The organism is Devosia polycyclovorans (assembly GCF_042181575.1).
GTDB classification, from domain to species: Bacteria; Pseudomonadota; Alphaproteobacteria; order Rhizobiales; family Devosiaceae; genus Devosia; species Devosia polycyclovorans.
In genome coordinates, this window is record NZ_CP170082.1 from 3,039,383 (window position 1) to 3,053,605 (window position 14,223).

12 protein-coding genes are annotated in these 14,223 nt (G+C 61.9%); 2 read left to right on the top strand and 10 right to left on the bottom strand.

Annotated elements, in window-relative coordinates; all coding sequences use genetic code 11:
- Nucleotide 1: 1 nt before the first annotated feature.
- The 7 genes from ACE4RL_RS15185 to ccmI form a co-directional block, all read right to left on the bottom strand.
- On the bottom strand, nucleotides 2-1,420 hold the full coding sequence (locus ACE4RL_RS15185; protein WP_375597944.1) for an ATP-binding protein: 1,419 nt from the start codon (nucleotides 1,418-1,420) through the stop codon (nucleotides 2-4).
- A gap of 3 nt (nucleotides 1,421-1,423) precedes the next feature.
- A complete protein-coding gene (locus ACE4RL_RS15190; protein WP_375597945.1) occupies nucleotides 1,424-2,095 on the bottom strand; it encodes a response regulator transcription factor in 672 nt (223 codons plus the stop codon).
- Nucleotides 2,096-2,157: 62 nt separating this feature from the next.
- A complete protein-coding gene (locus ACE4RL_RS15195) occupies nucleotides 2,158-3,699 on the bottom strand; it encodes a Do family serine endopeptidase (protein ID WP_375597946.1) in 1,542 nt (513 codons plus the stop codon).
- 118 nt (nucleotides 3,700-3,817) lie between these two features.
- Nucleotides 3,818-4,285: a cytochrome c-type biogenesis protein CcmH gene (locus tag ACE4RL_RS15200; RefSeq protein ID WP_375597947.1), complete on the bottom strand. Its 468-nt coding sequence runs from the start codon at nucleotides 4,283-4,285 to the stop codon at nucleotides 3,818-3,820.
- Nucleotides 4,285-6,258: a heme lyase CcmF/NrfE family subunit gene (locus ACE4RL_RS15205; RefSeq protein WP_375597948.1), complete on the bottom strand. Its 1,974-nt coding sequence runs from the start codon at nucleotides 6,256-6,258 to the stop codon at nucleotides 4,285-4,287. The genes ACE4RL_RS15200 and ACE4RL_RS15205 overlap by 1 nt, the downstream gene beginning before the upstream one ends.
- Nucleotides 6,255-6,728: a cytochrome c maturation protein CcmE gene (ccmE, locus tag ACE4RL_RS15210; RefSeq protein WP_375597949.1), complete on the bottom strand. Its 474-nt coding sequence runs from the start codon at nucleotides 6,726-6,728 to the stop codon at nucleotides 6,255-6,257. The genes ACE4RL_RS15205 and ccmE overlap by 4 nt, the downstream gene beginning before the upstream one ends.
- A complete protein-coding gene (ccmI, locus tag ACE4RL_RS15215) occupies nucleotides 6,725-7,837 on the bottom strand; it encodes a c-type cytochrome biogenesis protein CcmI (protein ID WP_375597950.1) in 1,113 nt (370 codons plus the stop codon). Before ccmI ends, ccmE begins: the two co-directional genes overlap by 4 nt.
- A 105-nt stretch (nucleotides 7,838-7,942) precedes the next feature.
- Between ccmI and ACE4RL_RS15220 the strand changes: the two genes are divergently transcribed.
- Both ACE4RL_RS15220 and ACE4RL_RS15225 read left to right on the top strand, forming a co-directional pair.
- The gene (locus ACE4RL_RS15220; RefSeq protein WP_375597951.1) at nucleotides 7,943-9,019 is read left to right on the top strand and encodes a hypothetical protein; all 1,077 of its coding nucleotides are present in this window, start codon (nucleotides 7,943-7,945) and stop codon (nucleotides 9,017-9,019) included.
- Nucleotides 9,016-10,995, top strand: coding sequence for an FAD-dependent oxidoreductase (locus ACE4RL_RS15225; RefSeq protein WP_375597952.1), 1,980 nt, complete (start codon nucleotides 9,016-9,018; stop codon nucleotides 10,993-10,995). The genes ACE4RL_RS15220 and ACE4RL_RS15225 overlap by 4 nt, the downstream gene beginning before the upstream one ends.
- Here ACE4RL_RS15225 and ACE4RL_RS15230 read toward each other — a convergent pair whose 3' ends face one another.
- The 3 genes from ACE4RL_RS15230 to ACE4RL_RS15240 all read right to left on the bottom strand — a co-directional run bounded on the left by ACE4RL_RS15230 (nucleotide 10,996) and on the right by ACE4RL_RS15240 (nucleotide 14,217).
- Nucleotides 10,996-12,213 carry a hypothetical protein gene (locus ACE4RL_RS15230; RefSeq protein WP_375597953.1) on the bottom strand — a complete coding sequence of 406 codons (1,218 nt, stop codon included), beginning with the start codon at nucleotides 12,211-12,213 and terminating at the stop codon, nucleotides 10,996-10,998.
- Nucleotides 12,214-12,295: 82 nt separating this feature from the next.
- Nucleotides 12,296-12,775, bottom strand: coding sequence for an RT0821/Lpp0805 family surface protein (locus tag ACE4RL_RS15235; protein WP_375597954.1), 480 nt, complete (start codon nucleotides 12,773-12,775; stop codon nucleotides 12,296-12,298).
- Nucleotides 12,776-12,837: 62 nt separating this feature from the next.
- A complete protein-coding gene (locus ACE4RL_RS15240) occupies nucleotides 12,838-14,217 on the bottom strand; it encodes an ATP-binding protein (RefSeq protein ID WP_375597955.1) in 1,380 nt (459 codons plus the stop codon).
- Nucleotides 14,218-14,223 lie beyond the last annotated feature (6 nt).

Sequence of the window (14,223 nt, forward strand, 5' to 3'; positions counted from 1 at the left end):
GTTAGCGGGCTGGAATTTCCAGCACGGCACGAACGCCGGGGCCATTGTCCTCAATGCTGAAGGTTCCGCCATGCAAACGCGAAACTGCGTTCACCAGGGATAGACCGAGACCTGATCCAGGCTCCGAACGACTTTTCTCAAGCCGAACGAAGCGTTCCAGTACACGCTTGCGGTCTGTGTCGGGGATACCTGGTCCATTGTCGGCGACAATTATGCGTACTCGGCCAGCACTCTCACTCAGACCTACGGCGATCCGTCCGGGCGAACCGTCTTCAGGACGGGCATATTTGATGGCGTTCTCGAGCAGGTTGACCATAGCCTGGCCAATCAGTTCACGATTGGCCTTGAGGACAACACCCTGGACGATGTCGGTTTCGACGAGAATGCCGGCATCCTCGGCCACCGGACCGTAGAGTTCGGCGACATCGGCCACGATGTCGCTGATGTTGATCTCCGACAGGGCGCCTGAGGGCGCACCGGCCTCGACCCGGGCAATCATCAGCAGGGCGTTGAAGGTTTGAATCAAGCGATCGCTCTCGGCAATCACGGTTTCAAGCGCCTGCTCCCGGCTCTCCACGCTGGCGGTGTCGCGCAGTGCAGCTTCGGCTTGATTGCGTAGCCGGGTCAGCGGGGTCTTGAGATCGTGAGCGACATTGTCGGTGACCTCCTTGAGGCCCTGCAGGAGCTGCTCAATCCGGTCCAGCATGGCGTTCAGATTGGTTGCCAAGGCATCGAATTCATCGTTGCGCTTGGTCACGGGCACGCGCTCGGAGAGGTTGCCCGACATGATCTTGGTGGAGGTTTGCTGGATGGTGTCGATGCGTCTGAGCACGCGCCGGGCGGTGATGCCGCCGGCTATCAACGAGAACAGAATGATGCCTACAACGCCGACCAGGAAGCTTTGCAGGATGATGGCGGAATAGCCCCGTCGCTCGACTATATCGCGCCCGACCACCAATCGCATACCATTGGCCAGCTCGACCGACCGCACGACGGCAACGCCCTCACGATGGCGCGGCGGACGCAGTTCTTCAGCGCTCGCGTCATCTCCCAGCGGATTAGGGCGCTCATAGTCAAAGCTGTAGACGCCCGGGACGATGACAACCTCGGCTGGCACATCAGCGACATTGCCCAAAAGGTAAAGGCCGGTGGCATCGCCGAGAAAGTAAATGCCGGGACCGGGCTGGCTCGACAAGCGATTGACGGCAAAGGCCAGCGCACGAATACCCTGATTGGCCTCGATGCGCTGGAACTGGCGGATCTCGCGATCAATGTCCTCGGTCTGCTGGCGCTGAATCTGTACGCTGGATTGCCACCCGATAAAAGCCATCAGCAGGATGGCGAAGACCACAAATATTGCGATGAAAGTCGCGGTCAGGCGGACAGTGGATGTGCGCCAGACCTGGGCGAAGCGGCTCACAGGCTACTCCCGGATCATGTAGCCGGCGCCGCGCACGGTGTGCAGCAGGGGATTGGTGTGCCCCTTGTCTATCTTGGACCTCAGGCGCGACATATGCACATCGATGACGTTGGTCTGGGGGTCAAAATGGTAGTCCCAGACATTTTCCAGCAACATGGTGCGGGTGACTACCTTGCCGGCATTCTTCATCAGGTATTCGAGAAGCCGGAACTCACGCGGCTGCAGCAGGATGTTCTCCCCGTCGCGTTCAACCTTGCGGCTCAGGCGATCCAGGGTCAGGCCTCCAACGGTATAGCTGGTGGCCGCCTCTGCCGGGCTGGAGCGGCGAGCGAGGACCTCAATACGGGCCAGGAGTTCGGTGAAGGCGTAGGGTTTGGTGAGATAGTCGTCGCCCCCCGCCCGCAGGCCGGTGACGCGGTCATCGACTTCGCCAAGTGCGGAAAGGATCAAGACGGGTGTCTTGTCGTCTTCGGCACGAAGGCTTTCGACGATGCTGAGGCCGTCGCGGCGCGGCAGCATGCGATCCACGATCAACACGTCGTAGTCCATGCCCGTAGCCATGGCGTAGCCGGTCTCACCGTCGGTGGCATGGTGCGTGACGTGTCCCGCCTCATCAAGCGCCTGGACGAGATAGTTCGCCGCTTCGCGGTCATCTTCGATGAGAAGGATTTTCACGTGACGCTCCTAAAATACTGAATATTGGGCCCCAGGCAAAGCCCGGAGCCCAACAGGTTTCATCACTCAGTTTCGCCAATCGGCAGGCCAACAAAGCGTGCTTCACCGTCGCGGGCAATCTTGATCAGAACCGTGTTGAGACCACGATCCCGGACGGCCTGAACCGCCTGGTCGAAGTCGCCGGGTTCGGATACCGGCTTGTTGTCGACCTCGAGAATGACATCACCGGTGGCGAAGCCACGCTGGGCCGCCGGGCTGTCGCCATCCACATTCTGGATCAACAGACCACCTGAACCGTCGCCATTTGGCACCAGCGTCATACCCAGGGCAGTAGCGGCCTCGGGCAGGGCCTCGGGCGGGGTCGGCTGCTCAGGCGTTTGTGTGACAGCAGTTTCGTCGAGCTGCTGAAGCTGGACCGAAATTGTGGTCTCGGCTCCATCACGCCAGATGGTCAGCTCCACAGTGCTGTCAGGGGCCTTTCCGGCGATGGTGCGGCTGAGATCGAGCGCATCGTTGATCTCTTCTCCGTCGACCTGCAGAATGATGTCACCGGACTCAACACCAGCCGCGCCGGCCGGGCCATCTTCGGTCGGTTCGCGAACGATGGCACCTCTTGCGTTGGGCAATCCGACGCTGTCCGCGATGTCACGGCTGACGTCCTGAATGGAAACGCCCAGATAACCGCGGGTCACCGAGCCATCTTCTATGAGTTGGCCGACAATCTGCTGCACTGTGCGGGCCGGAATGGCAAAGGCGATGCCGACATTGCCGCCGGTGGGCGAATAGATGGCGGTGTTCACACCAACCACTTCGCCATTGGCGTTGAAAGCTGGGCCACCCGAGTTGCCGGTGTTGACGGCGGCGTCGATCTGCAGGAAGTCACCATAATTGGAACCGCCGATATCACGGCCGGCGCCTGAGATGACACCCACCGTCACGGTACCGCCAAGGCCAAAGGGATTGCCCACGGCGATGACCCAGTCGCCCACACGGCTCGGCTGATCATCGCTTTCAAAGCCCACAAACGGGAGATCCTCGCCCTCGATCTTGAGCACGGCCAGATCGGTCCGCTCGTCGGTGCCAACGATTTCGGCGACCTGTTCAGAGCCGTCCTCGAACACCACAGTAACCTTGGTGGCGTCCTCGACGACGTGATTATTGGTGACCACGTAGCCGTCGGCAGAAATGATGAAGCCCGAGCCGGCCGCCATGAAGCGCCGCGGGGCGCCCTGACGACCGGGTGCACCCTGTCCGTTCGGCGCACCAAACTGATCGAAGAAATCACGGAAGGGGTGATCTTCGGGAAGGTCAGGGAAATTAAACTCGAAATTGAAGTCACGGCCGCCGCGCTGGACGGTGCGTCCAGGGGCCTCGGCCTCGACCAGGATGGAGACCACTGCGGGCTTAACCGCCTCGACAAGATCGGCAAATCCCTGCTGCACCTGCGCCTGGGGCACAACGATCTGCGCGGCATTCTGCATCTGCGCGTTGGCAGCCTGACCGGTGAACACAAAAGCGGTGGAAACGCCGCCGACGCCAACCAGAAGGGCCAGTGCCGATGCGCCCAGCCAATGGCGGGTACGCGAAATAATAGTCGAACGCATGGGAACGTATCTCCTTCGTTAAGCTCTCAACAGCTTGTGGTGATACGTATGGAACGACGCGCCTTTCTATGAAGTTGCGCCAAGATTAAGCTTTGGCAATGTTGCAGGCGGGATTGTGTCAGGCCCCGGTCTTGTCGCTGCCATGTTTCAGGTTTTCGAGCGCGGCAAGCTCCTCAGGCGTCAACGCGTCGGGTGTCGGAGGGACCATGCGTCGACGTGCCACCAACAAGGCTACCAGGCCCACAATTAGCAGCAGCGGCGCGGCGGTCCAGAGCAGCAGCGTATGTCCCCCCAGGCGCGGGTTGAGCAGCACATATTCGCCATAGCGATCAACGACATATTGTTCGACTTCGGCATTGGTGTCGCCTGCAACCAGTCGTTCCCGCACCAGCACGCGCAGGTCCCGCGCGAGGTCGGCATCGCTGTCATCGATGGATTGATTCTGGCAGACAAGGCAGCGCAGTCCGGCCGAAATGTCGCGCGCCCGCTGCTCCAGGGCCGGATCCGGCAGGATCTCGTCAGGCCCGAGCGCGTGAGCAGCAGGCGTCATAAACAGCGCCAGACACAACAGCGTGACACGCAGCATTAGCGGGATGCCTCCAGCTTGGTCCTGCGCGAGGTTTGCGGCACGCCGAAACGGACACGGCGATCGCTCAGCGACAATATGCCGGCGCCTGACATCACCAGCGCACCAATCCAGATCAGTAGAATGTAAGGCTTGTGCCAGACACGGATGACATGGGTATCATCGAGCGACTCGCCGAGCTGCAAATAGAGCTGGGACAGGCCATAGGTCTGGATCGCCGCCTCCGTGGTGGGCATGCCGCTGGCAACGTAGGTCCGACGCTCAGGTATCAGGGTTGCCAAATCCCCGTTCGGACTGGTCACGGTAAACCGCCCGGCATCTGCCACATAGTTGGCACCGGGGATCTGTTCGAAGCTGTCAAAGGCAATCACATAGCCGGACAGTTCGGCCGTCTCGCCGGGGTTGAGCGTGGTGACCAGCTCTGTCTCCCAGGCCGATACCGAGACAATGCCCAGAACCGTCAGGCCCATCCCCATATGGCCGATGGCGGTCGACCATATGCTGCGCGGCAAGCCGACCAGCCGCCGCAAGCTCTCTGCCAGCGGTATGCGTCCGAGCCGGCTGCGCTCGATCAATTCCGCAATGGCGCCGAAAGTCACCCAGAAGCCTAGCAGCAACCCGACCGGCACCAGCGAGATCGAATTGCCCGCCAGGGCCGAAATGAGAATGGCGAGGAAAACCGCCAGCGCTGCAAAGCCCATCAGGCGCTGCCCGGCGGCCACCAGATCCGCCCTTTTCCATGCCAGCAACGGCCCGAAAGGCAGGACCAGCAAGAGCGGTGCCATCAGCGCCCCGAAAGTAAAATTGAAGAACGGGGCGCCAACTGAGATTGTCGTTCCGGTGAGGGCGTCCAGCAGCAGCGGGTAAAGTGTGCCCACCAGCACAGCGCCGACCGCTGTGGCAAGGAAAAGATTGTTGAGGATCAGCGCGCCCTCGCGGCTGATCGGGGCGAACAGGCCACCCTGCCTCAAAGCCGGCGAACGGATGGCAAAGAGCAGAAAGGCCCCGCCAATCAGAATGGCCAGCATAGTCAGGATAACAAGACCCCGCGTTGGATCGCTGGCAAAAGTGTGAACGGAAGTCAGAATGCCCGAGCGCACCAGGAAGGTACCGAGCAGGGACAGGGAGAAGGTGATGATGGCCAGAAAGATCGTCCAGATCTTGAGCGCATTGCGCTTTTCCATGACCAGCGCCGAATGCAGCAGCGCCGTGCCGGCCAGCCAGGGCATGAAGCTGGCGTTCTCCACCGGATCCCAGAACCACCACCCGCCCCAGCCCAACTCGTAATAGGCCCAGTATGAGCCCATGGCGATGCCCAGGGTCAGGAAGGTCCAGCTGAGCATTGTCCAGGGCCGCACCCAGCGTGCCCATGCCTGGTCGATGCGGCCCGAAACCAGAGCTGCGATGGCGAAGGAAAAGCAGATCGAAAAGCCGACATAGCCCGCATAGAGCAGCGGGGGGTGGATGGCCAGGCCGATATCCTGCAGTACCGGATTGAGATCGCCGCCCTCCAGAGGCGCAGGCGAGAGCCGTGCAAAGGGATTGGAGGTAAAGAGAGTGAAGCCGGCAAACGCGGCGGTCAACAGACTCTGCGTACCGAGGACCAAATTGGTCAGGTCCGAAGGCAGTTCCCGGCTGAACGCGGCGACCAGGGCGCCAAACAGGACCAGGATCAGGACCCACAGCAGCATTGAGCCTTCGTGATTGCCCCAGACGCCAGAAATCTTGAAGATCAGAGGTTTGAGCGAGTGGGAATGGTTGGCTGCCAGCGCCAGGCTGAAGTCCGACACCACAAAGGCATGAACCACGGCCAGGAATGCCAGGGCCACCAGCACAAATTGCAGGATGGCGGCCTGGCTGAGAACGGCAGCCAGACGCTCACCCCGCCGCCAGAGCGTTAATCCCCCCAACGCCGAAAGCAGGGCAATCGCAAAGGCGAGGACCAGAGCAAAATGTCCAAGCTCGATGCTCACTGTGCAACACCCTCAGGCCGCCACTCGCCCTGTGCCTTGAGCGCCTCTACGACTTCTTTGGGGATGTAGTTCTCATCATGCTTGGCCAGCACATTGCTGGCCTCGAAGCGCCCGTCGGCGCCAAGGCTGCCTTCTGCCACGACGCCCTGCCCTTCGCGGAACAGGTCCGGGAGTATGCCCACATACTGCGCGACAATTTCGTGCCCCCCGTCGGTGATCGTGAACAGGTTTTCCTGGCCATCGCGTATCCAACTGCCTTCCTTGACAAGTCCGCCGAGGCGAATGGCCTGTCCCGGGGCGATCTCGCGGGCGGCGACATCACTAGGGGCATAAAAGAAGACGATCTGGTCGCGTAGCGCCACCAGCACCAGCGCAGTGGCGATGGCGAGCACCAGTGCCAGCCCGGCAATGGTAGCAAGGCGCTTCTGCTTGCGAGTTAGGCCGCGGCGCGCCGAGGTCGGCATAGTCATGGCTGTTCTCCATTCAGCGTCAGTCCCGCATCCAGAGCGAGCGTATCGAGACCGCCACGATCGAACGCGGCGGGATAAGCGTCAACCGCGGCATCATAGGCGCGCTGTGCGTTGTCGCGATCGCCCAGAACCAGGTAGGAACGCACCAGTTGAGCCCATTCCTCAACTGTGCCGCCCCCATCAAATAGACGTTCGGCGAGCCCGCTGACCATGCCCGCGATCCTTTCGGCCTGTTCTGCCCCGGTGGCGTCGACGCCGTCGTTCTGTGCGACGGCGAGGCCCTGGCGGGCGGCCGGCAGCCAAGGTTCATCGCCAGTCGCGCGATCGAGAACCTGCTGCCAATAAGCTGCCGCCTCCTCGTAGCGCTCTAGGCGCATGAATTCGGCCGCCAGATAGAGTCGAGAGCGGATGTGCGCACTATCCGCATCGGCTGCCTGCCGCAGCAGGCCCATGGCTTCTTCGGACCCTGCGCCATCTGCATCAAGCAGCAGGGCCTCGGCCAGATCGGTCTGCAATTCGGCCGTTGGCTCGGACAAAGCCAGTAGGCGCCTATAGGCGTTGGCGGCGTCGCCGAATCGTCCCATTTCCAGATAGGCTGGCGCAATGACCTGCCAACCGCGCAGATCGTCAGGGGTTTGTGCCAATCGTGCCTCTATGCGAGTCACCGCCTCGCGCAGGTCCAGTGATTGTGCGGCCAATTCCGGACGGCCGGCCAGTGGTTGGGCAGGCAGGTCAGGCCGCCCGAGAAAAGTGTATATGCCGAGGCTGAGCGCTGCTGTAGCGATGAGCCCGAACAGTACTGGCGTCATCCCAAGAGGCTTGGCGCCGGCCGAAACCGGGGCAGACTTGCTGCGCAAAACATCCCGCGCCAACTCGCCCCTGGCCGCGAGCGCCTGTTCAGCATCGAGCTTGCCGCTGCGCTCATCGGCCTCGATGGCTTCGAGGGCCATTCGAAATTGTCTGTTGTGATCAGCCATTTCGTCGCCAGTCGCGTTGACCGTGCGTCCCGCCGCCGCATAATACAAAGCGGCACAGGCAATGGCGGTAACGGCAATGGCAATCGACCAGAAAATCATCGGCCCCAAACGCTTGTTTGCCCAATGCGGCAAGGCATGGTCCTCTATAAGCCGAATGCGGCGAAAAACCATCAAAACAGCGCAGAAAGTCAGGGACGCATTGCCACAGGGGCCTGTGGTCGCGGGCCCATTTGCCGCATGAGCGACCCGCTTTTCGACTTCGCAGTATTCGGCTCCACACCCACCGCGCAACTACTTGCCGGTTTGCTGGCTGGCGAGCACGCCAGGAAAGTCCTGCTGGTCGGTCACAGTCGGGCCGGCTACCGGCTGCCCCGCGGGATCGATCTGTCCGTTGCGCCCATAACCCGCCCACGAAGCTGGTCTATTCTGACCCAGACCGCCCCAGAGGCGGCGCGGTTTGTCTCGCGTATCGCCGGTCGCAGCGCAGTGTCCCGCACCGACCCGGTCTTTTTCGCACAGGAGCCGCATGCCACTGAAGCGCTCTCCCATATCCGGCACATGGCCAACGGTTTTGGAATTGCAGCGGAACCGGTGAGCCAGTCAGTCCTGGGCGGCAACCGCTCGGGTATCATCTTGCGGGACGCCCTCAAGCTCAACCGACCGCAGTTGGAGACGGAACTTGAGCGCTGGCTGGCAAGCCGTTCCGTGCTGCGGCCGACACCCTCTTCGGTGACGATTGGCAATGACGGTGGGGTGGAACTTGAAAGCCAGGATGCGCTTCTCGGCGCCCGCCAGGCCGTACTGGCCGACGACGAGGCGATCATGCGCTGGCTGCCGCTTCGGCAGTGGCCGACACTGCTTCGCAGAGTACCCAGCACGAGCATCCTCACAACGCCGACGCGACCGCTGGCTGCTTCGATAATGCACGAACTCGATAGCGGCCTGTTTCTGACTCAACAGATTGAGGGTGGTATCGCCGCGTACGGACCGGGTGAGCAGGCAGATTTTTCAGAACATTTGCGAGCACTGCTGGGACAAGACAGGCGCGTGGAGCAGGCAGGCCAAACAAGCTTTGCGGCATTGGCAACCAAGGATGGGGCGCCAGCCTTCGGGCGGGCGGCGGGGCTCGGCGCGGACGTCGTGGCCGCTACTGGCAGCTATGGTGCCTTCATAGTACCCGCGCTGGCCCGGTGGTTGGCGGGTGAGGCCTCGAGCGAAGAGGCACATTGGTTTGATCTGCACCTGGTGAACCGCGAAGGCCAGTCGAAACGGGTGGATGAGTTCAGTTGGCCAGCGAAAAGTCTGACCGCATGAAACCGCAGATCAACCGGCTGCCCGAGTCCGCACCGAAGGGCTTTGGGGGAACCGCAATCGATCGAAGCCGTCCTGTAACGTTCCGGCTCGACGGGCGCCTTGTCACAGGCTTCGAAGGCGACACCGTACTGAGCGCTGCCCTGGCCTCCGGCATAGACACACTAGGGTCGCACCTGAACAGCCCGGTCGGTTTGACAAGCCGCGCCTACCCCGCCATCAGCCACGCCAGCCTGCGTCATGACCCCCAGTTTGCGCTGCCAATGGCCAGAACTCCGGCTCAGGATGGTGCCGATTTCGTCTGCCTGGGCGCAGAGCGTTCCCGTGGGATTGCCCGGCTGTTCCAGGCTGGCCGAACGCTTGGACTGAAGCTGTATGCTGCCCAGCCCATGCCCTACCCCTGGCGAGCTACGCCTGGCTTGGCGGGCAGCTCAAGCGAGTTGCTGGTTATCGGCGGTGGCGTCGCTGGCCTGTCTGCCGCATTGGCAGGGGCAAGAGCCGGATTGACGGTTACACTTATCGAAGCTCGCGCATTTCTCGGTGGCAATTCGGGGCTCTTCGGCACACAGGAAGGCGAAGATGCACCCGAAGAAAGCATGACACGGCTCGCAGCAGAAGTTGAAGCGGCCGATGCGATCACGATCCTCAAGTCCACCGAGGTGTTTTCAGTTGGGCCCGGCATGGTGCGTGCGCACCAGATCGACGCCAGCTCGGGGAACAGCCGCGGGCACGTCATCGACATGGCAGCGTCACACATTGTTATCGCCACCGGATCGCTGGAACGCCTGCCACTCTTTCCAGGTAACAGGCTGCCGGGTGTCATTGGAACATTGGATGCCTATGAGCTGGCAACACGATATGGTGTGTGGCCGGGTCAGCATGCCGTGGCCGCAACCAGCAGCAACTTCGCATATCGGCTCGCCATGCTGGCAAGCGATGCAGGCGTCAGGGTCGACCGCATATTGGACAGCCGTTCCGAGACAGCATCCCGGTTCATTGCTTTCTCTCGTGCATATGGCATCGTCCAGTCTCCTGGTACCACCGTCGCCGCTGCAGTGGTCGCGCGTGCCGGCGGTACGCTATCGGTACATCTGGAAGGCCGCAGCGAGATGCCACTCGTGACGGATCGCTTATTGGTTTCGGGCGGCTGGCAGCCTGATCTCACCTTGTGGCATATCGCCGGAGGAACCAGTGCATGGCATGCTGAGCGGCGAAGGATCGAGGCACAAGGCTCGCTCGACTCCATTGCCTTGGCAGGAAGTGCCGCAGGCTATCTCACCCGGCGTGGATGTATTCAGAGTGGGGCTGACGCCATCGACCAGCTTCTTGGGCGCCAGCGCCGTCCGGTGGATGACCCCAGTGTAGACCGGCTGCATGAGACGCCCGATGGACCGCTTGCCATAGCCCCCCTCGCCGGTGAGGCAGCGCCGGCTTACCTGGACGCGGGAACCAGCCTCATACAAAGACCATCTCCAACCAGGAAGAGGGTCAGTCTTGCATTCTGGCGATCGCCGCCGCGCGGATTGCCACTTCTTTCCGAGGCACCACAACCCCTGGCCGTGAACGAGGTCGCCGCTGGTGTCGATCTGTCGCTTGTACCAGCCGAGGCGGCGGGAATTGTTGCCCAGGAGCGCGTCGCTTCTGTGCCTCTTGCAGCCGCGCCCTCGGAGCCTCGTTCCGAAGCTTGGGAGCCCGTGCCGTTAGACGAAGTTCCTCCGTACCTTGCCGGCAGGTACGGAGATGATGCCAAAATCGTACGAATCGTGCCCGATGAACCGCGCGTTCTGGAAGCGGGCGCCCTGATCTACCCCGACTCCGATACCAAGCACCCCATCCATGCTATCGGCGTGGTTTTACGGTACGCGACTTCCGGGACGGTGGGACTGGTTGTCGCCCAAGCCGGCTCCTCGCGACATCCGGTGACGGTCAGGGAGCGGGGGCAGATCATCCGTGCCCAAATAGAGGCGCTTGATCCCTGATCAGGCGCGTCGTTCCGCGGCTGCTCGGGCGCGTTTCAATGTCTCGGCATACTCGCTGTTAAAGCGGATCTCAGCCATTTTGATGGCCGCATCGAGCCTTTCGCCGGTCACCGTGTCGTCCGGATTCTGTCGCAACAGGTCGAGGTTGCGCTGAATGTGCAGTTCGAGGGCCTGGCCGGTCTGGCTCCATGCCTGGTCAAATACAGCGTTGAGCGCCAACGAGTCCCGGCAATCCCGCACCGTCGAAAGAAGATAGACACCATTGATTGCGCCCAGCAGGCGGTCATTGTCGATCCGGTCTGCCCCTTCGCGTGGCCGGCGCATGGCCTGGTTGAGGTCGGTGACAACCTCCCTCAACCGAGGCTCGACACGGTCCGACACCATTTTCGTGATGGTAGCCAGGACCTGTGTGGAACGACTACCGCGGGCGAACTCGACATAGCCGGTCAGTGACCGAACGAGGCGGTGGAACCGGTCCAGGCTCCTGCAGACCATATCCACGTCAGCAAAAGGTCCATGCAGTTGCAAGCTCTTAAGCTGGTTCTGGGCATGTCCCAGGATGGCCTCGATCAAAGGCGCAAAGCCGTTGCGGGCAATGGCTTGCTCGCTGGTATTGCCGCTCAGTTTGATCACCGCAGTCACAAGGCGGGTCGGATTGGCGACCTGGCCGATAGCCGCGTGAAACATCAGTCCAGCCAGTTTGGGGTCCTGCAACGGCATGGATTGCAGTGCCACACCCAGCGCGGCCTCGTCTGTCATGGCATTGATGGCCTTGCCAAAGCCCTGGGCCTTGGGCAGCAGTGCACGCGTCCTCAGCGCAGCGATGACGATCGCGGCTTCATCGTGGAAATTTTCCCGGCTGGACTGGGCGCGCAGGCGACGCTTTGCCTCGTTGTCGCCGGCAATCTTTTCCAACGCCGTTTTCATGCGGGTCAGAACTTCGGGCATGAGCGGTTCAAGATCGGCAGCGCCAAAATTGCCGTTGGCGACGCCTTCGGCCGAAATCAGGTCCGCACAAAGATCGCGCACGGCCCAGACCCAGGCGCTCCTGGCGGCCTCTACGCTTACCGAACCGGAGAAGGGAAACAGAACCGGTTCGTCAACGAGGACTGGGTCGATCAGGCCGCAGAACGGGCGACGTCCAGCGGCCCCGGCGCCGGTCCCCGGTCGGGAAGGCGTCGCGATAGCAGCAGGAGCGCTGGTGGCAGGCTGGTTCATGTCGGCTTCAGGTCAGATGTGACGTCACCACTGACCCTATAGGGTCATGGTAAACAATCCTTTTCCTGAAGCCCAGGTGTCGTCAGGCCGCGCCCTGGACGACGCTCCAATTGCCGTTCTGCTCGCGGCAGGCCGTGCCTTTCTTGACATAGTCGGTGCCACCGACTTTGACCGTGTGCGTGAAATCCCGGCAGTCGAGGTTGTTTACCCGCACGTAGGGGCCAACAGCCACCGAACCCGTCGTCCCTTTGTCCCCCGCCCACTGGCGCGGTGCACCCGGCCTGCCGAACTGCAGCGCATAAAACTGCGCGCTATTGGCTTCATTGGAGTCCTTGGCAGTCATCAGCGCCAGGGCGGATGGATCGACAAAGCCATCGGCAATGCTGGTGGTTAGCTTGGCCGTCTGCACAGTCTGGGCCGAAGTCGCCACCAGCGGCTGCGGCTGCGTCACCACTGGCTGCGGCGTCACCGGCACTTGGGCAACGCGCGTCGTGCCAGTGCTCGAGCAGGCGGCAAGCGCAAGGGCAAGGATCGTGAGGGCGAGGAGCGGTGTGCGATTCATTGAGTTCGTGCCTCTGGTGCAGTCGAATACGGTTCTTGTTGGCGCAATGCGGCGAAAGTGCGTCAGTTCCCAGGCGGCTTGACCAGACCGCCCAGACGGGCCGTTGGCAGCCGCAGCTCCACCAACAATCCACCCAGTTGCGACCGCTTGAGTTCAAGCTCGCCGCCATAGACATCGACCAGTTCCTTGACGATATCCAGCCCCAGTCCGGAGCCCGGCGTTTTCTCGTCCAGCCTGACACCCCTGCGCAACACTTTCCGGGCGTCTTCCACGGATAGGCCCGGACCATTGTCGTCGATCCGCATCAGCAGTTGTGTGCCCTTTTCGGCTCGTATGCTGCTTAGCCGGACACCAACCTGCCCCTTGGACCATTTGCAGGCGTTGTCGAGCAGGTTACCGGCCATTTCCTCAAAATCGGCCTCGTCTCCGCGGAACCAGGGCAAAGACGCGTCGGGGCGCTGAAAGGCAATGGTCACGTCCGGATGAATCTTGCGCATGACGCGGGTCAGGCGCAGCATGATCATGGTCGGGTCAGCCTTCTTGCCCACCACCGATGTCCGCGCGGCCAGTCGCGCCCGCTCGAGATAGGTCGAGACCATATTGCTCATTTTTTCGGTCTCGGAGGCGACGATATCGGCCAGCGCCCCTTTGCGTGCATAGGCCTCGTTGCGCAGCACGGCGATGGGCGTCTTCAGCCCGTGAGCGAGGTTGCCCACCTGGTTGCGCGCCCGTTCGATGATCTGCACGTTGGAGCGAAGGAGCTCGTTCACCTCCTCGGCGAGAGGTGCGATTTCGGTGGGATATGTCCCGGAAACTTCAGCGCTCTCACCTTCGCGTACCGCCTCGACGGCCTTGCTCAACCGGGCTATCGGACGCAGCGCAATGCGGGCCACAATTGTACTCATGACAGCCAGCATGACGCCAACCGCGCCGAGTACGATAAAGGTTTGTCCCCGGAAGTCCGCTACGAGCTTCAACATCTCCGTCAGATTGCCCGCCACAGTTATTCGGTAGCTGGTGCCTCCCAGGGTGACGTTGCGCTCGACCATGCGCAATTGCGTGCCGAAGGGGTCGTTGATCACCTCGGTGCTCCGCCCCATCGCGTCGGCCGCCGCGCCCACGCCCGGCAGATCGATGCCCACCACGGATGTGGACAGATTGATCAGCCCCCCTTCTTCGCCCCGTATGATCCAATACCAGCCTGAACGTGGACGCTCAAACCGCGGATCGGCCAGTACAATTCCATCATCCTGGGGGTCCCCGGCCTCGAGAAGTGCACCGGCCAGGCTCTCGACGTGGAAATCGAGTGTCTCGGTCAGCGTGCTGTCGAGTGCGCGCGAATAAAGGTCGGTCAGCAACGCGCCGGTCGTCACCAGCGCCAACACCAGCCAGCCCGCCGACAACCAGAACAATGACGCTGCGATTGACCCTCTGCGCAGCATACTAGG